Origin of the sequence: Lactococcus cremoris subsp. cremoris NBRC 100676 (assembly GCF_001591705.1) — a bacterium.
GTDB lineage: Bacteria > Bacillota > Bacilli > Lactobacillales > Streptococcaceae > Lactococcus > Lactococcus cremoris.
This window is the reverse complement of sequence record NZ_BCVK01000048.1, coordinates 1-20,248: the sequence shown is the minus strand read 5'-3', so window position 1 is coordinate 20,248 and position 20,248 is coordinate 1. Positions and strand designations below refer to the sequence as shown.

16 protein-coding genes and 4 pseudogenes are annotated in these 20,248 nt (G+C 34.2%); 9 read left to right on the top strand and 11 right to left on the bottom strand.

The window, feature by feature from the left end:
• From LLA01S_RS12430 to LLA01S_RS09030, 4 genes and pseudogenes are all read left to right on the top strand, one after another.
• Nucleotides 1–95, top strand: a pseudogene (locus LLA01S_RS12430) (IS982 family transposase); the annotation flags it as partial.
• A 277-nt stretch (nucleotides 96–372) separates the two neighbouring features.
• Complete coding sequence (locus tag LLA01S_RS09040) at nucleotides 373–1,527, top strand: RepB family plasmid replication initiator protein (protein WP_011669114.1); 1,155 nt, start codon at nucleotides 373–375, stop codon at nucleotides 1,525–1,527.
• Between the two features lie 145 nt (nucleotides 1,528–1,672).
• Nucleotides 1,673–2,482, top strand: a complete 810-nt coding sequence (locus LLA01S_RS09035) for a ParA family protein (RefSeq protein WP_061778192.1) — start codon at nucleotides 1,673–1,675, stop codon at nucleotides 2,480–2,482.
• Nucleotide 2,483: 1 nt separating this feature from the next.
• Complete coding sequence (locus LLA01S_RS09030) at nucleotides 2,484–2,708, top strand: hypothetical protein (RefSeq protein WP_014567964.1); 225 nt, start codon at nucleotides 2,484–2,486, stop codon at nucleotides 2,706–2,708.
• 259 nt (nucleotides 2,709–2,967) lie between these two features.
• Here LLA01S_RS09030 and LLA01S_RS13300 read toward each other — a convergent pair whose 3' ends face one another.
• Nucleotides 2,968–3,411 (bottom strand): S8 family serine peptidase, encoded by a 444-nt coding sequence (locus tag LLA01S_RS13300; protein WP_225308046.1) that lies wholly within the window; start codon nucleotides 3,409–3,411, stop codon nucleotides 2,968–2,970.
• A gap of 332 nt (nucleotides 3,412–3,743) precedes the next feature.
• Here LLA01S_RS13300 and LLA01S_RS13295 point away from each other — a divergent pair.
• The 3 genes and pseudogenes from LLA01S_RS13295 to LLA01S_RS09015 all read left to right on the top strand — a co-directional run.
• A pseudogene (locus LLA01S_RS13295) lies at nucleotides 3,744–3,950 on the top strand (recombinase family protein); the annotation flags it as partial.
• A 569-nt stretch (nucleotides 3,951–4,519) separates the two neighbouring features.
• Nucleotides 4,520–5,695, top strand: coding sequence for a RepB family plasmid replication initiator protein (locus LLA01S_RS09020; protein WP_021166420.1), 1,176 nt, complete (start codon nucleotides 4,520–4,522; stop codon nucleotides 5,693–5,695).
• A 27-nt stretch (nucleotides 5,696–5,722) separates the two neighbouring features.
• The gene (locus LLA01S_RS09015; protein WP_021211357.1) at nucleotides 5,723–5,962 is read left to right on the top strand and encodes a hypothetical protein; all 240 of its coding nucleotides are present in this window, start codon (nucleotides 5,723–5,725) and stop codon (nucleotides 5,960–5,962) included.
• A gap of 133 nt (nucleotides 5,963–6,095) precedes the next feature.
• Here the strand turns inward: LLA01S_RS09015 and LLA01S_RS13590 are convergent, their stop codons facing one another.
• Together LLA01S_RS13590 and LLA01S_RS09005 are read right to left on the bottom strand one after the other, a co-directional pair.
• Nucleotides 6,096–6,515, bottom strand: coding sequence for a conjugal transfer protein TraD (locus tag LLA01S_RS13590; RefSeq protein WP_021166421.1), 420 nt, complete (start codon nucleotides 6,513–6,515; stop codon nucleotides 6,096–6,098).
• Between the two features lie 5 nt (nucleotides 6,516–6,520).
• Nucleotides 6,521–6,802, bottom strand: a complete 282-nt coding sequence (locus LLA01S_RS09005) for a hypothetical protein (RefSeq protein ID WP_061778191.1) — start codon at nucleotides 6,800–6,802, stop codon at nucleotides 6,521–6,523.
• A 247-nt stretch (nucleotides 6,803–7,049) separates the two neighbouring features.
• On the opposite strand from LLA01S_RS09005, the gene mobQ reads away from it, so the two are divergent.
• Nucleotides 7,050–9,071 (top strand): MobQ family relaxase, encoded by a 2,022-nt coding sequence (gene mobQ / locus LLA01S_RS09000; RefSeq protein WP_061778190.1) that lies wholly within the window; start codon nucleotides 7,050–7,052, stop codon nucleotides 9,069–9,071.
• Nucleotides 9,072–9,126: 55 nt separating this feature from the next.
• Here the strand turns inward: mobQ and LLA01S_RS08995 are convergent, their stop codons facing one another.
• Together LLA01S_RS08995 and LLA01S_RS08990 are read right to left on the bottom strand one after the other, a co-directional pair.
• The gene (locus LLA01S_RS08995) at nucleotides 9,127–9,807 is read right to left on the bottom strand and encodes an IS6-like element ISS1N family transposase (RefSeq protein WP_061778189.1); all 681 of its coding nucleotides are present in this window, start codon (nucleotides 9,805–9,807) and stop codon (nucleotides 9,127–9,129) included.
• A gap of 36 nt (nucleotides 9,808–9,843) precedes the next feature.
• Nucleotides 9,844–10,362 carry a transposase gene (locus LLA01S_RS08990; protein ID WP_255209984.1) on the bottom strand — a complete coding sequence of 173 codons (519 nt, stop codon included), beginning with the start codon at nucleotides 10,360–10,362 and terminating at the stop codon, nucleotides 9,844–9,846.
• A gap of 161 nt (nucleotides 10,363–10,523) precedes the next feature.
• On the opposite strand from LLA01S_RS08990, the gene LLA01S_RS08985 reads away from it, so the two are divergent.
• Complete coding sequence (locus tag LLA01S_RS08985) at nucleotides 10,524–11,423, top strand: DMT family transporter (RefSeq protein ID WP_014573496.1); 900 nt, start codon at nucleotides 10,524–10,526, stop codon at nucleotides 11,421–11,423.
• A gap of 107 nt (nucleotides 11,424–11,530) precedes the next feature.
• On the opposite strand, the gene LLA01S_RS08980 is transcribed toward LLA01S_RS08985, so the two are convergent.
• From LLA01S_RS08980 to LLA01S_RS08945, 6 genes and pseudogenes are all read right to left on the bottom strand, one after another.
• The gene (locus LLA01S_RS08980; RefSeq protein WP_061778188.1) at nucleotides 11,531–12,421 is read right to left on the bottom strand and encodes an IS982 family transposase; all 891 of its coding nucleotides are present in this window, start codon (nucleotides 12,419–12,421) and stop codon (nucleotides 11,531–11,533) included.
• 514 nt (nucleotides 12,422–12,935) lie between these two features.
• A pseudogene (locus LLA01S_RS08965) lies at nucleotides 12,936–13,885 on the bottom strand (magnesium transporter CorA family protein).
• A 185-nt stretch (nucleotides 13,886–14,070) separates the two neighbouring features.
• On the bottom strand, nucleotides 14,071–15,210 hold the full coding sequence (locus tag LLA01S_RS08960; RefSeq protein ID WP_439709043.1) for a restriction endonuclease subunit S: 1,140 nt from the start codon (nucleotides 15,208–15,210) through the stop codon (nucleotides 14,071–14,073).
• Nucleotides 15,203–16,798 carry a type I restriction-modification system subunit M gene (locus tag LLA01S_RS08955; RefSeq protein ID WP_061778184.1) on the bottom strand — a complete coding sequence of 532 codons (1,596 nt, stop codon included), beginning with the start codon at nucleotides 16,796–16,798 and terminating at the stop codon, nucleotides 15,203–15,205. Before LLA01S_RS08955 ends, LLA01S_RS08960 begins: the two co-directional genes overlap by 8 nt.
• Nucleotides 16,798–19,875 (bottom strand): type I restriction endonuclease subunit R, encoded by a 3,078-nt coding sequence (locus LLA01S_RS08950; protein ID WP_061778183.1) that lies wholly within the window; start codon nucleotides 19,873–19,875, stop codon nucleotides 16,798–16,800. Before LLA01S_RS08950 ends, LLA01S_RS08955 begins: the two co-directional genes overlap by 1 nt.
• 10 nt (nucleotides 19,876–19,885) lie before the next feature.
• Nucleotides 19,886–20,248, bottom strand: a pseudogene (locus tag LLA01S_RS08945) (hypothetical protein); the annotation flags it as partial.

Here is a 20,248-nt window from a genome sequence, read left to right as displayed (position 1 = left end):
CGCTTTTAACTTATTCTCTAATATTGAAATCAGCTAAAACCGTGAATTCAATGACTTTAAGATACTCTACCGGATATCAAGTCATGGCTAAATAATCAACTAGCAATTCGGGTATTTTAAAAAAAGAAAATTGGGACTCCTTAGAGTCCCTTTTAATTATTTTATATTATATATTTTGTCTTTTGTTCTTTTGCGAAAAAAAAAATCTAGTGTTTGCAAGGGGTAACAGGATTATAGTCCTACAAAAAACTGTGCATAGTCCTACAAAAAACTGTGTATAGTCCTACAAAAAACTGTGTATAGTCCTACAAGTTATTTGTGTTTGTAGGTGTTTCGTGTTATTATTTATTTAAATCATAAAAGGAGTGGATTATGCAAAAGATAGACACAGGAGAAAGAAATAAACAAATACAGGAAATAAGTTCAAGGAAGGTGGCAGAGCATAACGATTTAATTAGCTCAGTTGCAAAAATGGATAAGACACCATTAAAAATGTTTGAGCTAGCTGTTTCATGTATAGATACTGATGCTCCTCCTAAAGATAATATAGTATTCTTGTCAAAAAAGGAATTATTTACTTTTTTTGATGTTTCTGATAATGATAAACATCGTCGTTTTAAGGAAGCTGTTGAAAAAATGCAAGAACAAGCTTTTTTCAGAATAAAGGAGAAAAAGAATAGAGGGTTCAAGTTTAAACGGATAGTACCTATACCTTATGTTGAGTGGAATGATTATAATGATAAAGTTTTGATACGTTTTGATCAAGCTATTATGCCTTATCTCATAGATTTAAAAAATAATTTTACGCAATATGCCATATCAGATATTATGGAACTGAATAGCAAGTACAGTATTATTTTATATAAATGGTTCTCTATGTCTTATAATCAATTTGAGCATTACCAATATAAACCTAATAGAACGAAGAAACAATTGGAAGATTACAAGAGTCCTAGGATAATAATTAGTGACTTAAGAGAATTAACAGATACTGTTGATGACTATAGTAGATTTGATAATTTTGAAAAAAGAGTCATAAAAGATGCAATTAAAGAAATAAATTCTTTTACTCATTTTAATGTTGAGTATAAAAAAATAAAAAAAGGACGTTCAATCGATTCAATACAGTTTCATATAGTTAAGAAAGCAAATTGGAAAGATGAGAACTATAAACGTAATGATGTACAAGCACAATTAACTGAAGAACAAAATCAAGCTCAAAATCAGGTTAATTATGCAGTAGCAGTTGCAAATCCTTTTACCATGAAACTTATAAATTCCTCTTTGTTGTATGCAACTGATATAGCAAACCAGGACACGATTTTAGAGCTTGCTGAGAGTGTTTATCCTGTGTATGATAAACTTGTAAAAGAACTCGGAGAAGATGCCTTAGAAACGCATATGGACTATGTACGAAGAAAGATGGTAGATTATTCAAATGATAAAAAGAATATCGTAAAGTATTTAAGTATATCAGCAAAACAATATCTTAATTCAAGGTTGAGTAAACAGCAAATGAAAGAGTAAGGAAGAAGTTAACACAAAAGAAAGAAAAAGGTCGTGCAAAGGTATGACTTTTTTCTTGACTTTATCTTACGCAAGTGTTAAGATATAGGTATGACTTAAGTAATACCTATGGAATACTAAAGTAGTTTAAAGAGGAGAATAAGGTATGCAAGTAATTAGTTTTATGGCAATTAAAGGTGGTGTAGGAAAGACTACAATGGCTTTCCAATTTGCAAAATATTTGCAAGAAAATAATAAAAGTACATTATTAATTGATTTGGATTCACAAAAAAGTTTAACTGGTACATTTGAGACAAAAGATTTTAATTTTAAAGATAAACACAATATTTCAGAAATTCTCAGCAATCCCCAAATTGGAATCATTGCTACTACGGTTGAAAAAAATATTGATGTAATTCCTTCAACTAGTAATTTAGAAGAAATCGCAGATAACTTGGCAACTAAACCTAATAAAGAATTATTGTTATTTATGTGGTTTGTAAAAAATTCAAAAGAACTAAATCAAAAATATGATTATATTATTTTAGACTTACCGCCTGCATGGAATTTATTAACCAAAAATGGTGTGGCAGTTGCGGATAAGGTAATATCACCAATGGAACCAAGTCGTTTTGGATACGAAAGTCATACCAAGGTATTACAAAGCGTTTCAACTTTAAAAAATGAAGTTGTTGATCCTGTCAGTTGTAAATCATATGTTAGCGCAAAAATCTATTTTTTAGGAAATAGAGTTAAACACAATACTAATTCATCTAAAGAATTTTTAGAAGCGTTAAAAAATATAAATGATGTAATTGGAATTGTACCTGAAAAAGAAGCTATTAATACAAGTATGCTTCTTAAAAAGGGAATATTTGATTATTTAGAAGAGACAGGGCAAACTCATACACAAAATAAATTCATTGCATCATTAAAAAAAGTATTCAACCAAATAGAAACAAAGGGGATAGAGTAAAATGGCAAACAAGTTTGAAGATATGACCTTTGATAATAATGATTATCAAGTAGTAAAAAATATTTCGGAAGATAATAACACAAATTTGGGTTGGGAGAAAAAAATCAAAACTAGTTTTTCAATAAAAAAAAGTAATTCAGAAAAACTAGATGAATTAGTAAAAAAATTTAATGCTAAATCAAGGTCAGTAATTATTGATATGCTAATTGAAAAAAGTGAACTATAAAAGTATTACTAAAGTAATGCTTTTATCTTGCTAAGGTGTGCCTTTGGTATTTAATTGGTAAGAACATGATAGTACCTCATAGGTTATCCTTTGAATTATGAAAGAGGCTTAAATAGATGATAGTTTAAAAGAGTTAGAAGAATAGTTTATTAATTTAAGTAGGTAGTAAACGAAGAGTAATAGCATTTATAATCAAGGATGATGTTAAGAAAAAGGTATTACTTTACAAATACTTTTCTCTTGATAAAGTAATACTGCTTTAGGGAACACAGGCAAAAAAGACTAGCAATTCGGGTATAAGATACTGTCCAGCACTTATATTGATGACCTTGTTCCCATCATCCGCAGCTCTTATTATTGCTCTAGCTACCCATTCCGATTTCGAAAGATTTTCACCAAATACTCTGTATATATTTACAGTAATCCCTGGTGCTACTCCTAAAATATTACCATTTGCTGTAATCTGACCTGCGACTTCCGTCCCGTGTCCCATTTTGTCCACAATATCACTTGGATTTCCAGTTTCATCAGGTTCTTCATTATCAAACCCTCCCTTAGGAACAAGATTTTTAAAATAATTTCCTAAACTATTTGACAAATCAGGATGTTCTTCCATGATTCCGGAATCAATAATTCCAACAGAAATTTTCTTTGAGGGCTGGTAGAGCGCATAGCTTTCTCCATTATTTGTCACATATTTCATATCCCACTGATAATCCCAAAAATCATGTAAATTTGTATAAACACTTGCTTTCTTTTCAGAAGAATTACTTATCAATAGAGGTTGTGCCTCTACTTTTTGATTTTTTAAAGGTTGTCTAAGAGATACCACTTCCTTAGCTTTACGATAAGATAGAGGAGAAGCAGAATTATCAATTACACCAGATGCATCTTTAGAATTTGATGGTTTTTCCTTAATAAGCTGAGAGGAAGTAACAAAGTTAGCTCTATTCTTTTTATTATCGAGGATTTTATTTTTTTGAATCGATGATGTTGAAACGACTACTTCACTTTGCTCAAGTAGCTCATCCTTAGATACTGGAACGCACCCAAGAGGGAAAACGCTTTGCGAAAGCCCACGACCCCAAGTTTCGAGAAGGACGACCAAAGAAATATACAAAGGAGCAGTTGCAACTGGCGTATGAGTTAAAACAGCAAGGCTTAACTTATAAAATGATTGAACGAAAAACAGGAATCAGTATTAGTACCCAACAACGAGCTTTCAAGCAGATGACGAAATAAGGCTGTTTGAGGGCTTTTTCTTTTGTATCCGGTATTTCTACCAAAGTCACTCTAAAATCGCTTAGAAGCGTAAATATGAGTTCCTAGGACTATTTCAAACCGCTTTTAGGTTGTTAGGGTGCAACCCTGACCGAACAGTGCCGACTGTTCGCTTAACAAACAAGACAAGCAGAACATACTAGCTAATGGTATGACGGCTAGTAAAAAGTTACAGACTAAACCCAATCCGTCCTTGCGGAGCGGTTTTGATTTTGACCTTGATTTTAAGATTTTAAAAGGTTATCAAAAAAGGCGTTAGCCTATTTATATTTATCATATATATTTTAATCTTTTGTTCTTTTACGTGGTGAAAAAGTCAATGTTTCCGCCAATTATATAAATTATACCAAGACAAAAAACAATGTATACCAAGACAAAAAACAATGTATACCAAGACAAAAAACAATGTATACCAAGACAATTTATTAAAAAATGTCTTGGTATGTGATATAATAAAAGCATAGAGAAATCAGACGGAAAAATCAGTTTCTCTATGCTTAACCAAAATTACTCATAAGGAGCAACTTCTCATGGAAATTATATCAAAAAATGAACGAAACAACAATGAAAGGACAGTGTGTTCTTTGAAAGAAATAGAGAAAAGAAAAATTGTTGAGCATAACGACCTCATCACAAGTGTTGCCAAAATGGATAAAGTCCCTTTAAAGATTTTTGAGTTGGCAGTATCTTGTATTGATACGGAAAACTTACCCAAAGACAATATTATTTATTTATCAAAGGCTGAATTGTTTACTTTTTTTGATGTATCAGATAATGGGAGACATACACGTTTTAAAGAAGCCATTGAAAAAATGCAAAAACAAGCTTTTTTTGAAATTAAAGAAGTTAAGGGCAAAGGATACAACGTAAAAAGTATCGTTCCTATCCCTTATGTGGAATGGAATAGCTACAATGATATGGTTACTTTACAATTTCAACCGCAAATTATGCCTTACTTGATTGATTTGAAAAAGAATTTTACGCAATATGCCTTATCTGATGTCATGGAGTTAAACAGTAAGTACAGCATTATTCTTTATAAATGGTTATCAATGAATTACAACCAGTACGAGCATTACAGTGTCAAAGGGGGGCGGAGAACGGAGCAAGTGGAAAGTTACCGCAATCCGTCAATTAAAGTTAGTGAGTTACGTATACTTACTGACACAATGAACGAATATAAGAATTTTACAGACTTCAATAGACGAGTTTTAAAAGAACCTTTAGAAGAAATCAATGCCCATACGCATTTTAATGTGTTCTATGACAAAATCAAAGCAGGGCGTTCGATTGACAGCATACAGTTTCATATTGAAAAGAAACGCCGAGCAGACGATAACAGCTATAAGTTAGAAGATAAAGATTATCAATCCGACAAAGAGGAAAAATCAAGAAATGAAGCTGACTTATTAAAACAGGCAATGGAAAGTAAGTACACACGATTATTGATTGAAAATTTTCTCTTATTCCCTCTTGAAATGACGGACACGGCACTTATGGCAGGTTTGCAAAAGAACGTCTATCCCCTTTATGACGAGTTAAAGGAATTAAGAGGATTGAATGGGGTCAAAGACCACTTGTTTTATGTATCTAGCAAACAAGAAGCCTATTCTAAACGAAATGTAGCGAAGTATCTGAAAAAAGCAATCGAGCAATATCTACCTACGGTTAAAAGGCAGGAATTTGTAATGAGAAGTTTAAAATGAAAGATAAAATGACTAATCAAACAATTGTTGATATTAGACAAAAAGAAGATACAGTGTACAAACCTTTTAGAAATTAAAGAAAATTTTACTCAAACTCAAATTGAAAAGACAGCTGAAATGCTAGGGATAGAGAAAAACATATTAATACGCTTTAATAAAGATATGGAAAAACAAGGAAAATCAATAAATTTTATCACATTTGAAAAGTGTTTAATAAAGCATAACGAGCAAAAAACCAAAAATAAAAAATCAAAATTTGAAAATTAAATGAACAAAATAATCAGTATCAAACAAAAATTTTTATGTAAAGATTGTGAGTATATTTTAGAAATTTCTCGTTTAAAAGTAAAAAAAGCAAAACAATATGGTGGTGTCTATTGCCCAAGGTGTGGCAAAAAAATTATGGATAATGAAATAAAAAAAGTTTAGAATAATCTCTAAACTTTTTTTTATACTTATCAGGTTTTTGTTTATTTATCATATTTGCAAATATTTGTAAAAGCTGTTCTGTTTCATCAACAGTTAAATGTTTTGCTTCAAGATATTTTTCAAGTAAAGCGCCTTTTTGAATTAATTGCCTTGTCCGTTTTTTTCGTTCTTTATAGTTTTCAGAATTATTCTGTAAAACAGAACGATTAATTTTTATTTGAACTTGTTTTGCTTTTTCTCTTTCTTGAATTAACAAATTTTCTAATTTCTTAATTTGTTCAAAATCAAGTTGTTCATTATCAAATTTTTTTAAAATTGTTTCTTGATGATTGATTGCCTTTTCTAACTGTTCAATCGAGGAAGATAACTCTTTTTTATTTTTAATAGTCATAACTATTACTCATTCAAGGTTTTATTTTCATTTTCTAAATGTGTATTTTTAAATTGTTGATGAACAGCATTTTTTGAATTTGAAATGACTAAAGAAACAAATTTTTTAATCTTATCTTCTGAATCAAAATCAGAAATAGAAATTTCTAAACCTTTTAAGAGTTCTTCTCCAATACGAGTATTAATGTATCGTTTTTGTTGTCCAATTTTTCTATTGATAATTTTAATGTCTTCTTGTTTCTTTGCTAATTCTTTTTGTAAATCTTCCAAGCTTTTTTTCTTTGCCATAACTTCCTAGTCCTTTCTTATTTGAAACACTTATTGATAATTATATTCTATCAAATCCAAAAAAATAAGGCAAAAGACAGATAAGTACAAAATACGAATAAAAAGTGGTAAAATATCCCTATAAGGTATAAGGGCGCACTTATATACCATGAAAAATCATGGTATAAATTGCCAATCTTTCAGATTGAACGTGTTGAAAAAACTCGCTTTGCTCGTGTAAAAAATAAAAGAAAGGAGAACATTTCTTATGGCTATTTATCATTTTGAGGCTAAAGTTATTTCAAGAGGGAAAGGACAGTCTGCAATTGCTAGCGCCTCTTATCGTAGTGGGGAAAAATTATACAGTGAACGCTATAATAAATTTAATTTCTATGGTCGAAGTGTTGCTCCTAAAACTTTTATTTTAAAACCAAGCAATGCACCTGACTGGACGTTAAATCGTCAGAAATTATGGAACGAAGTAGAAAAAATCGAAAAATCAAAAAATGCTCAACTAGCAAGAGATTTTATTTTAGCGTTGCCTTCTGAATTGAACGAAGAAGAACAAGAAGAACTCCTTTTAAATTATTGTCAAGAAAATTTTGTCAATCATGGCATGGTGGCTGATATTGCCATTCATAGAGATAAAGACGGTAATCCTCATGCTCATATTATGACAACAAACCGCCCATTTAAAGAAAACGGGGATTGGGGAACTCGTCAAAAAAAAGTTTATCACTATGATGAACAAGGCAATAAAATTTACGATAAAGAAAAGAAAACTTATCAATGCTCCACAGAAAAAACAACGGATTGGGATAGTAAAGAACGCTTAAAACAATGGCGTGAAAATTGGGCAGTTGCGATTAATAACTCTTTAGAAAAAAAAGGATTAAACATAACCGTAACGGATAAAAGTTTTAAAGAACAAGGAAAGAAAGAACTCCCAACAAAACACCTTGGAAGCTATGCCCATCAACTTGAATTAAAAGGATTGCCTAGTGAAAACGGGGACATCAATAGAGAAATTAAAAAGTATAATCAACTCTTATACAAACAAGAACAATTAGAAAAAGAAACCAAAGAAAAGAACCAAACAAATCCATTTACTCGTCATTTTACGCCCAAAGAAAAACGTATTTTATCTGACCTTTCTAAAGAACTTAACGTCTTTATTTCCTTTGAGAAATTGGAAGATAAAAAGCGTATGTTAAACAACTGGAAAAACTCTGCACTAGCTAAACAAGCGATGACGAATGGGCAAGAACAAGAACCGATTTTAAGTAAAATTAAAGACCAAAAAGAAGCGGTTGAACAAGCAGAAATTCTTTTAAATAAAGAAGCCCAACGGTTTATTTCTGCTCACTATCCAAAAGTCAATACAAACGCACTTAGTCCTTATATGGCAAGAGAATTAGTTGATAAAACCATTCATAATGAACAGCTTTTTGACTTAAAAGAAACGGAACAAATTTTACTTAAAAGCCAACAACAGGAATTGTCACACAATCTATCCTTGCTTTTAAAAGACCCGTATATCAGTGTTCGTGTGATGAAAGAAAAACTGAATAAACAAGAAGCTATTCTTAAAACATTCTGTGCTAAACACGATATTCAGTTAGAGAATAAAGAAAGTGTTGCTCGTCAATCCGACGAAGTTAAAAAAGCTTTCCAAGGCATTATCCAACCCCTTGCTCGTTATGAAATGGCAATAAAAGCCGTTCATTACTACCAAGAAACAACGATAAAAGAACACTTGCCAATGATTGACAGAAAGCAATTAAACGGGCTACAAAAAGAGCAATTGTGCAATGCTATTCTCTATTTTGGCGACCAACTCGAAGAAAAAGTAGTGATTGATGTTTTGAATGATAGACAACCTATGAAGTACGATACCGCAACAAAAGAACGCTTGCTTACAGGTTTATTAGAAGAAGGTCACACTCACTTATCAGAAGTAGAAAAACAGTTCTTTGAAAATCCAAGCATGAAAGTTATGTTTTTCAATGAATGTGTCCAAACGAAAGATTTTAGTAAAGCAGGCAAGCAAACATTAAAAGCTGTGTTTGATAAAAACTATACGAATGTCAAAGATGAACTTAACAAAGAAAAAAATGTGGAAGAAAAAAACTACTACCGCAACAATACAAATAATTTCAATCTGCTCAAAGGACTAGGAACAAATCTACTCTTTACGATTTTACGAGGGGAAAGCGAACCTGAACGTCCCGCTCATAAATTGAAGAAGAAAAAGCATAAAAACGATAGAGGATACAGTCCAAGAATGTAAGGGTTCTGTTGCGAAGTTTGAAAATCAAACGCGCCCTTTCTGAACTCCAAATATCTTAGGCTGTTATTCCCATTAATACCTTGATTTCAGTAGACACCGAAAAGCCGAAGAGCGTTCCATTTCTTCGGTTCTTTTTATATATTCCTCGAAGGGTCTCCATGCCCTTAATCGTGGAAGAGGCTGTACGGAGACTTTGATAAAATTTATTCCGTCGTTTAATAGGTCGATGGTCTTGTTCTATTAAATTGTTAAGATACTTCACAGTTCGGTGATCTGTCTTAGTATATAAACCCACACTCTGTAACTTTCTAAAGGCGGAGCCAAGAGAAGGTGCTTTATCGGTCACAATTGCTTTCGGCTCACCAAACTGATTATGGAGTCGCTTTAAGAAAGCATACGCCGCCTGAGTATCTCGTTTCTTTCGTAACCAGATATCTAAGGTTAAGCCGTCCGCATCAATTGCACGATAAAGATAATGCCAACGTCCCTTAATTTTGATATAGGTTTCGTCCATTTTCCATGAATAGAAGGATTGTCTATTTTTCTTCTTCCAAAGATAATAGAGGACTTTGCTGTACTCTTGCACCCAACGATAAATCGTAGTATGACAAACATTTATTCCACGATCATATAACAATTCCTGAACTTCACGATAGCTTAGATTGTAACGCAGGTAGTAACCAACAGCGACAATAATGACGTCTTTTTTGAATTGTTTGCCTTTAAAATGATTCATTACTCTGTCCTCTCTGTCTTTTTTCTCAATTTTACACTAAAATAGATTTTTTGGAAAACTTTGCAACAGAACCACGTAACCTGATTCACTGACTAAAGCATGACATTTACATCCATAGAAGTACTGTCCCTTTGTAGCATTGTAGCCAACATTTGCATAATCTCCAAGAACTTTGCTTCTGAAATTACGAATCGGCTGACACAAAGGAATGGGGAAGCTGTCAATAATGGATACACTCATTCCTTCAACCTCTTTAAAGACGAGTGCTTGGCGAATGACTTGGATACTCGGTAAGAGGGCATTACAACGGCGGACAAAGCGAGAATATTCTAGGAAATTAGGAAATAAACTTTGAGCAAGTTGATGCTTAGCTTTAAGCGTTTCACTAAAATGCAGTACGCCCCATAGGTAACAGGCGATAACTAAGCAATCTGATGTTGCGAGATGGACGTGCTTTCGGTTTTGAACCTCAAGGGAAACACTCGTTTGATAAAGCGTCTCAATGGTTGTCAGTAAATAAACAAAAACTTTTGGAAGTGTGCTATTATAAGTCATATAAGTCGTGCGCTTTCTAATGCTTAGTGGTTTAAGATTAGGATAGCACGACTTATTTATTTTCCAATGAAATTAACTAGCAATTTGGGTATAAAAATATAATGATGATTGAACCCTAATGAACCCTAATGAACCCTCTTGATGTATGGTATAATATAAAAATGAATGTAAAAAAACAAATTTTTAAAGGCACACTTTATGCAGTAGTTGCCGGTTGTATGTTTGGAATTTCTGGCATTTTTGGTCAGCTTTTTTTCCGTGATTATCATGGTAGCCCGCTTTGGATTACATCAACACGTTTAACGATTGCTGGTATTATTTTATTGGCCATGTCTTTTTCGCGAGACCATAAGCGTTTTTTTGATGTCTGGAAATCAAAAAAGAATATGCCAACCCTCTTTTTGTATGTTTTTGGTGGGGTATTTTCTGTTCAATATTTTTATTATGTGGCCATTCAACTTTCAAATAGTGCTACAGCGACAATTTTACAATATACAGCACCCGTTTTTATTATGCTTTATTTACTCATTTTTCAACGTCAAGTACCAAAACCCAAATCGGTCTTATTCGTCATTTTAGCAATGATAGGTGTTTTTTTGTTGATTACGGACGGAAATATCAAACATTTATCAATCAGTCCCCTAGCCCTTGTAACAGGGCTTATCGCTGCTGTAGCTGTTGTTATTTACTCAATCATCCCTCGGCCATTATTGGATAAATATGGCGCACTTAATATGACCGGGTGGGGAATGATGCTTGCGGGGATTGCCTGTAATATCTTCTATCCAGTTTGGCGTATTGATTTTCGAATTGAACCGTTGTCAATTTTTTATGTTTTAACAATCTCTATTGTTGGAACAGCACTGGCTTATTTGTTGCTTTTAAGGGCCTTTCAATTGATTTCACCGCTTGTTGTTTCTGTTGCAACAGCTACTAAACCATTGACTTCTGTTTTTTTAAGTATTCCATTATTTGGCTTGAAGTTAACCCCACTCGAATTACTAGGGATTGTTATGGTCATCGTGTCTGTTATTCTTTTATCAAAATCGGAACAAGCTTAAAAGAAACCCTGAGGTTTCTTTTTTTTAAAACTATTTTATTAGAAAATTCTAATATAATGTTTTTATTAGGAGAGAATTTTTATGGAAGAACCCGAATTGCTAGTTGATTATTTAGCCATGACTTGATACCCGATAGAATATCTTAAAGTCTCTGGTTCCAGTGATTTAGCTGATTTTAACAGTAAAGAATACGCTAAAAGTATCATCTCTAATTTCAATTGAAAACCTTGAGGCGAACGACTTTTACAACGTTCAGCTCCTAGATTTGTCAAAAAAGAAAAAACTCGCTCAATCACTTTTCTACGTTTTAAAAAATTAGGGAAAAGGATTTTCTTTTGCTTCATGTTCTTCCTGACAGGTGTCATTAGATCAATTCCTTTTAATTCCAGCCTATCATGCAGTGACTGACCTAGATATCCCATATCTCCAAGGACTGTTGGTGTCCCAAATTGACTCAACACTTCCTCGGTCATTGAACTATCAGCCATTGAAGCAGGAGTAATTGTGTAGTCTATGACATAGCCTGATTCACTGACTAAAGCATGACATTTACATCCATAGAAGTACTGTCCCTTTGTAGCATTGTAGCCAACATTTGCATAATCTCCAAGAACTTTGCTTCTGAAATTACGAATAGGCTGACACAAAGGAATGGGGAAGCTATCAATAATGGATACACTAATTCCTTCAACCTCTTTAAAGACGAGTGCTTGGCGAATGACTTGGATACTCGGTAAGAGGACATTACAACGGCGGACAAAGCGAGAATATTCTAGGAAATTAGGAAATAAACTTTGAGCCAATTGGTGCTTAGCTTTAAGCGTTTCACTAAAATGCAGTACGCCCCATAGGTAACAAGCGATAACTAAGCAATCTGATGTTGCGAGATGGACGTTCTTTGGGTTTTGAACCTCAAGGGAAACACTCGTTTGATAAAGTGTCTCAATGGTTGTCAGTAAATAAACAAAAACTTTTGGAAGTGTGCTATTATAAGTCATATAAGTCGTGCGCTTTCTAATGCTTAGTGGTTTAAGATTAGGATAGCACGACTTATTTATTTTCCAATGAAATTAACTAGCAATTAGGGTATTAAATAAATAAATTGTTTATTTATTGATGACCAGGACCGTATTTCTAAACTTCTTTTATGGTTTATTATATCACTTAACAAAAAAACAGCCCCCATTATCTAACCGATAGATAATGAGGGCTGTTTTAATAGTCTTTTTGAGGGGGCATTATATAATTATAGACCCTGAGCTAAGGAATGTACTGATGTTTTCTAGTATAGTCCCTAGTCTGGCATCCCAAACAACTTTTCGTTTATACCCTTATCATGTGACCATTTAATCAACATATCAATTGTCAGAGGATATATGGCTATCTTTGAATATTCTAACTCTCATACTGTGAAGGAAGCCGCTGAAGCTATTAAATTATTGAAAGGAACCAGCTTTTAATAAGTCAACAAAGAAATTCTGCTTTAAATCATATTGGGGTATCACAAATACTTTACAAATATGTTTTGCGTCGCAGCAAAAACCAGCAAATTAGGCTTAGTATAACAGAGATAATCAGCACAGCAAAAACACCATAAGAAGATTTTTCAAACGGACCATCGACATTGACTCCCCAAAAACCAAAAATGATTGCTGGAATAGTCAAAACGATTGATATCTCTGTTAGAGTTTTCATAATCATGTTTAGCTGATACGAAATCATATTGTTTATCATATTTTCCAAATGATCCAAATATTGACTGTAACCTAAAATAATTCTATCCATTGTGTCGCTTGTATTGTATATCTCATCAATTATTTTTTGGGTGGTAAAATCAATATCATTAATAGTTGTAAAATTTTTTTAATGAAATCCAGCGCTTTGTGATTAGCGCCATAGGTTGTTGACAAAGCTATCATGTATTTTTGAAGAGTCAATAAATCACCAAACGTTGGTCTGAGTGAACCGGACGTTGATATTTCTGAGTCTAAATCATCAATTTTTTCCTTGACTCCACGAAGGTCGTCAAGCATCACATGGAAATCTTTTTGCATGATCTTTAAAAGTACTTCCTGCATGAAATTATCGACATCATGTAAAACCATATTGGATAAGAGTTCGGGAATGAATTTTAATTTTTGTTTTGTAAAAATTATCAACTTATTTTTAAATACCAAGAAAACAACAGATGTCGTCAGATTATCTAGATGCCCACCTTCATGTATCTCGGGAAACAAAAAACTTACGAGCAAACTTTTTTCATCGTTCTGATCTATCATCGTGTCATATGCAACTCGATCATCAAACGTTAGTATATTGTCTATGTTAAAGTCAGATTTATGTTCAAAAGATTCGATATATTCTCGTTCGTCACCATACACATAAACAACAGACGAATTTTTGATATTTGATTCTGACGAAACTAATAATGTATTTTTTGTTAAAGAATAAGTTTTCAGCATTGTAATCCTCCTGCTTTATATTTTTCTCAAAAATAAATGCGTAATTGTTGTGGAATAAATACGTTATCAGTTTTAAAAACATTTTGTCTTATGTATGATAACCTGCTAAAAATTTTATCTCGCACATTATCTAGACAATCTCGTCTCCAGCTTCTAATGTATTATCTAATTTATAATTTTAGACCCTAAACGAACATCTTTTGTAAAAAGCCTTTTTTCTGTTCTTTCAACAAATCTAACTTACGTTGATGAAGAGTGATAGTGTTGTCTAACTGTTTAAAGAAGGTACCTATTTTCTTTTGTTCCTCAATTATTGGAACAAAAGAAATGAAATTTTCTACACTGCCTTTAGAGATATTCAGTTGTGACATTCCAGCTCCTTGTGCCTTGAAATAATATTGGTGTGCATTGATATAAGAGAACAGAAATTGTGGATCAGCGGTCGCATTTGGTCTCAATAAAGCAACACGCTGATTAAGTACAAACCTATCATCTTCCGGTATCAATGCAACACGTCCCAACAAATCACCATGACCAACGTCACTAAGAATCATGACTAAATCATCTTTCTGGAGGGTATCATCTGCTTCATCAATAAATTTACCCGAATGTTTTAAACCACCTGAAATAGAGATAGAATTTAGGTTTATCAATTCAAATTTTCCGATCGTAGATTGCTTATCCTCATGCCCCTTACCATTCTTATAATTCGTCATTGATACCAACTTACGCTCTTCCCAATCGTCAGCAAACCCAGCAAATCGCAATTCAGGAACTTTGGCACCATTTTTAGGGAACATTTTTTGTAAGTAGCCTTTTTTCTGCTCTTTCAACAAATCTATCTTACGCTGATGAAGAGCGATAGTTTCATCTAACTGTTGGAAGAATGAGCCTATTTTTTGTTGTTCTTCATAACTGGGAACAGAAGCACCCACACTATTAATTATAGTTTTCGATAAACTAGGTACACCAGTAGATTCATCAAATTTTTTCCAATTTATTTTTTTAAAAATAGATAGTGAAAATTGAAGGTCAATATTTTGTTTAGGAACAGCGTAAAACAAGGTATCGACAGTCCAAAAAGGCGCTTTTAATAAATAAGGCTTATCAATTGTCCCTTTCCTTCCGATCCCAATGGCATCTATATCTGATAGCGCTTTATCTACACTTAGCATATATCCACCAGTTCCATAGACAGGTATTGATCCCGAATTCAGATGTTTGTAGTCTTTTCCAGACTTAACATCAATAAAATCAGCAAACTTACGCTCTTCCCAATCATCCGTAAAACCTTCAAACCTTAATTGTGGACTTTTTTTACTCATCATGCCCACCTCTCAAAAGAAGACGCATCGATTCAATCATGGCTTGATTCTCTTCACTTTCTGAAAAATCGTTAATCAAAGATAAGAGCGTTTGATCTTGTTGAACTAATTCTTCATTGATCTTAAGGAGATTGGTATTCACTGCAACCAAATCAACCGGTTCTTCTTCCTCAAAGGTATCGACATAACGAGGGATATTTAAGTTAAAGTCATTTTCTTGGATCTCATCAAAACTTGCAACATGAGCATATCTTTCAATATCTTCTCGCTTTTTGTAGGTAGAAACAATTTTATCAATATGTTCATCCAACAGGACATTTTGATTTTTTTGTTTTTCAAAGTCTTGAGAAGCATCAATAAACAAGACATCACGACGAGAGCGGTTTTTCTTCAAAATAATAACCGTTGTCGGAATACTCGTTCCAAAAAAGATATTGGCCGGCAAGCCAATAACCGCATCAATGGCTCCCATCTCTAAAAGGGCCTGACGGATGGTTCCTTCTGCGGCTCCTCTAAAGAGCACGCCATGAGGCAGGACAATCCCCATTGTTCCTGATTCTTTCAAATGGTAAAAACCGTGAAGGAGAAAGGCAAAGTCCGCTTTAGATTTAGGCGCTAATTTTCCAAAACGCTCAAAACGAGGGTCAGAGAGAAACTTATCTGCCGCTGACCATTTCGCAGAATAAGGAGGATTCATGACCACAGAATCAAACTGATAAGGCTCTTCTGAGGGCCAATCGGCATCTAAAGTATCTCCGTTATTCAGGTTCATGCGTTCTTTATCTACTCCATGAAGAATTAAGTTCATACGTGCTAAGTTAAAGGTCGTCGTATTTAGCTCTTGGCCATGATAGTGCACTTGATTTGGATTGATGAGATAGCGACGGATATTAAGCATCAAAGAACCCGAACCCATCGCAGGATCGTAAATATGAAAAGGCGCTCGAGATTCTTGTCCGATCGACGTAATTTCTGACATGATGCGTGAAACAGCTTGAGGGGTATAAAACTCTCCTGCTTTTTTACCTGCACCTGCCGCAAACATTCCGATTAAATACTCATAAGCGTCCCCAATCACATCGCCATTGTGTTCAAATAAATCAATCTCATCTAAGGCACGTAAAACCTCAGTAATCGTCACATTACGTTGTTGTGCATTTGAGCCTAATTTTGTGGAGTTTAAATCAATATCCGCAAACAATCCACTAAATTCTTCTCCTTGACGTTCCAACTCATTAAAACCTGCTTGTAAGTCGGTCAAGTTAAATTCATAGTTATCAGCTTTAATGCGGTAGTGATAAAACAATTGATCGGGTTGGATAAAGTAACCTTGTTTGGGTTGGATATTTTCGATTAAATCGTCTTTGTCTTCTTCGTACCACTCCATGAATCCTGCATACTGAGTGGAACGTTCTGGGAAGGTATCTGTTTTTCCATTTTCTTGTTCATAAACTTCTCTAAGCTGCGCATCAGACAAGTACTTATAGAAAATTAATCCCAGTAAGTAGTTTTTGTACTCACTTGCATCCATCTTCCCACGTAAGATATCCGCAGAAGCCCATAGTTGTTGATTTAAACCTGTCGCCATTATAATTCTTCTTTCCATTTTTGAATTTGTTCAAAGTTTTGTCGTAGTCGTTCTTCTAAAACTTTTGTTCTTCTTCTGTATTTTTCACCCGTTTTGGCTTCGAACTCTTCTTTACTAAGAGTCATCGAATCCAGTAAATGGGTTAAATAAGGGATCGTTTTCTTATCGCCTTGATATTCATTCATTGCAGACTGTAAAAAGTCGAAGGATAATCCAAATTCTTCAGCTTCTTTTTGAAGTTGTCTTTGAATTTCATTTTGAATCGAAGTCTCTTTTAATTGAGCCACATCGATCTCTTCAGTAGTATTGACGAGTTGATCTTTCAAGGTGTGATACATCTTTTGAATTTGAGGATCCTTTTGTTGGATTTCTTTTTCAAATTTTTCAACGGCCCCTGCTTCGTTTAATTGGATCGCTTTCAAAAGTTGATTAATATAAAAACTATCCACGACGTCTTTATGTGTCGCATTGAGCTGCGAAGAAAAAGCAATCTCTTGTAAAAGCTTCTCGAAGTCCTCCTCAGGATGCTCCTCATCCTCGATCATTTCTTTAATCTTTGTTTTAACATTTTCCGTTTTACCTTGATATTGTGGCAACTGCTCCACCACTTCTGAAAATGCTTCAAAGTCCTCTTCGTATTGATCATAGCTTCGGAGCGCTTTATAACTCTTTTCTAGCTTTTGATAAGCACTCACTTGCGCAATCATCGTTTTAAGATCGTGGGGATTATCCGATAGGTCAGCTTCGCTTTGTTTATAAAGTGTTGAACATTCGATAAATTCTTTTTTGACTTCTTCATATTCTCTTGGAATCAGTTGATCAAAGTTTTGATTTTCATTTGAGAATAGACGAAACGTGTTTTGCACATTCTCTTTCATGGTGAAGGGTTTTCTAAAAGAGACAATCAAACCAGAATCTTTTCCTGTATAAATACGGTTGGTTCTTGAGAACGCTTGAAGGAGCTTTTGATAGTTCATTTCTCGATCAATATATAGGGTTTGAATCGTTGGAGAATCAAAGCCTGTCAATAAACGATCGACAACAATAACAAAATCTAGCCACTGACCATCCGATTGATATTGCTTTTCCTTACGGGCCAACCGTTTATTAATATTTTGATTGTAGAGTTTCTCATCTTGATAAGGAGAAGCATCAAACTGTTTCGCATACTCTTTCATGATCTCTACTAATTCATCGTCTTGTTCATTTTTTTCTAATTGATCCGGATTGGTTGAGAAGGTAATAGCTACTCTTGGGAAATCTTTATCAATCAGTTGATGACGTTCATCAAATTGTCGCCCATTCAAGAGTGTCCCATTATCTTTCATTTCCTTTAAAATCCGGTAAATATGTTTGGCTTGAGCAATCGAGTGAGTGGTAAGAATGGCTGACATCGTAGGAAAACCATTCTTTACCTTGAACTTTTTGACCACACTCCTCCGATTAAAGATTTTTTGTAACATGGTACGAATATGTTCATCTTTTTCATAAAGTTCCGTAGGCAATAATTTTTCTTGTTGGAGGGCATCGTCTGGCAACTTTCCTTTATTGAGTTGGGTGACAATCACCTCTTGATCCTCTTCTGAAATCAGTGAATGATACTCGACTTGAAAGCCTAACACAGCCCCATCATCCATGGCATTTTTGGTTGTATAGGAGTGAAGGAGTGGCCCGTATTGCTGGCTCGTCGTTCTGGCAAAGGTTCCATTTTCTTGCTTTTTATTTGCTTCAAAAATAGGCGTCCCCGTTAATCCAAACCAGGTTGAATTGGGTAATATTTTCTTAATTCGTTTCATTTCCTCATCACTAACCGCACGATGAGCCTCATCAACAATAAAAACAATATGTTCTTGCCGTAGCTTCTCAAATTGATTCGAGCCTTTTTCTTCACTCTCTTGTTGGGCACTTCGCATAGCCGCAGAGAGTTTTTGAATCGTGGTCACTAAAATCGTATTATTATTTTTTGATGATAGGAGGTTTCGAGCCAACTGTTTTTGATTTTTGATCCCAACAATCATAGTATTGGCTACCGAATTTCCGGTCGTTTGTCCGGTATGGTATTCCGAGGCAAACTTCGTAAACTCATCCTGCGTTTGAGCATCTAAGTCTGTTCTATCAACAACCATGACCGTACGATCGACACCGATCGCATTTTGTGCTAATAATTTCGTTGCGACAAAACTGGTAATGGTCTTTCCTGAACCTGTCGCATGCCAAATGAATCCTCCTTCATGCTGTGCCGCTTTTTGACGAATCTTACGAATAGCATGAATTTGGTAAGGCCTTAAAGCCATGAGGAATTTTTGATTTTTTTGATCATCGACGAGAATGGTATATTGGCTAATCAATTCATGGGCATCGGGTATCCGCAAAACTGTACGAGTAAAATCAAACAAATCGGAAACCGTTTGATTGTCTTCCGTCCGCCAATTAAATAAAAACTTCTTCATCCGAGCATAGGCTTCAGCGGTATCTTCACTAGGTCTTGCAAAGTATCGGGTATCGACTTTATTGGAAATCACCATGATTTGAGTGGTTGCGTAAATCCCTTTAAAAAATCCATCTTCTGCATAACGCTGAATTTGATAATAAGCTTGCATGAAACCGTCTTTAGCGGACTCTTTTTTGAGCTCAATATGAATGATTGGGAGCCCATTAATCAGCAAGCTCACATCTCCTCGATCTACTCTAGAGGAATCTGGGACCACTTGGTGAACTACCTCATAAGAAGAAGTTCCTCCTGAGATATCCTTATTTCTAAAGGCTTCTAAAGTCACTTTTTTCCCATCTTCTCGCTCTAATAAAACTTGAGCCACCCCGTTTTCTCCTCTAAGCCATTGAGAAGCTAAAAAAGGTGTTCCGGTCAAACGTGAAAACTCGACTTTGACTTGCTTAAATTCTTTGTCCGTTAATAGTTGTTCTTCCAATACTGCTAAATTTATTCGGTTCAAATGGCCTCTAAAGTTTTGCCAAAGTGCTTCTTCCGACTTCAAGTCCGGACGATAAGTCCACTGATTTTCTTTCTCACTTAAGATCTGTATGAACTGGTTTTCAATCATTTGTTCCGAATGACTCATTTGATCCCCCTCATTTCCATAGTTGCCACCATTTTTTAGATTCTGTTTTTACCGGCTCTTTTTCTTTTGCCTTGTTTCGTTCTTCTTCTGATAACTTCAATTGAGCTTTCAGTCGTTCAATTTCTTCCTGCGCCTCACCCCTTATCGACGAGCCATCTTTCATATCCTCCTGAGGCATTTTAAGAGCTTTCAATTCATTGATTTCTGATTTATACTCTTCTAGTAATTTTTTATCCTGTAAGGCTAGACGTTGTTGTTGATCTAAAAGATTTTGTGTTTGTTGAATAATTTTTTTTAATTCCGAATTTGATGTTTGTTCTTTATCTAAGAATTTCTCTAAAACAGAAATTCTTTCTTTAAGATAGGATTTTTC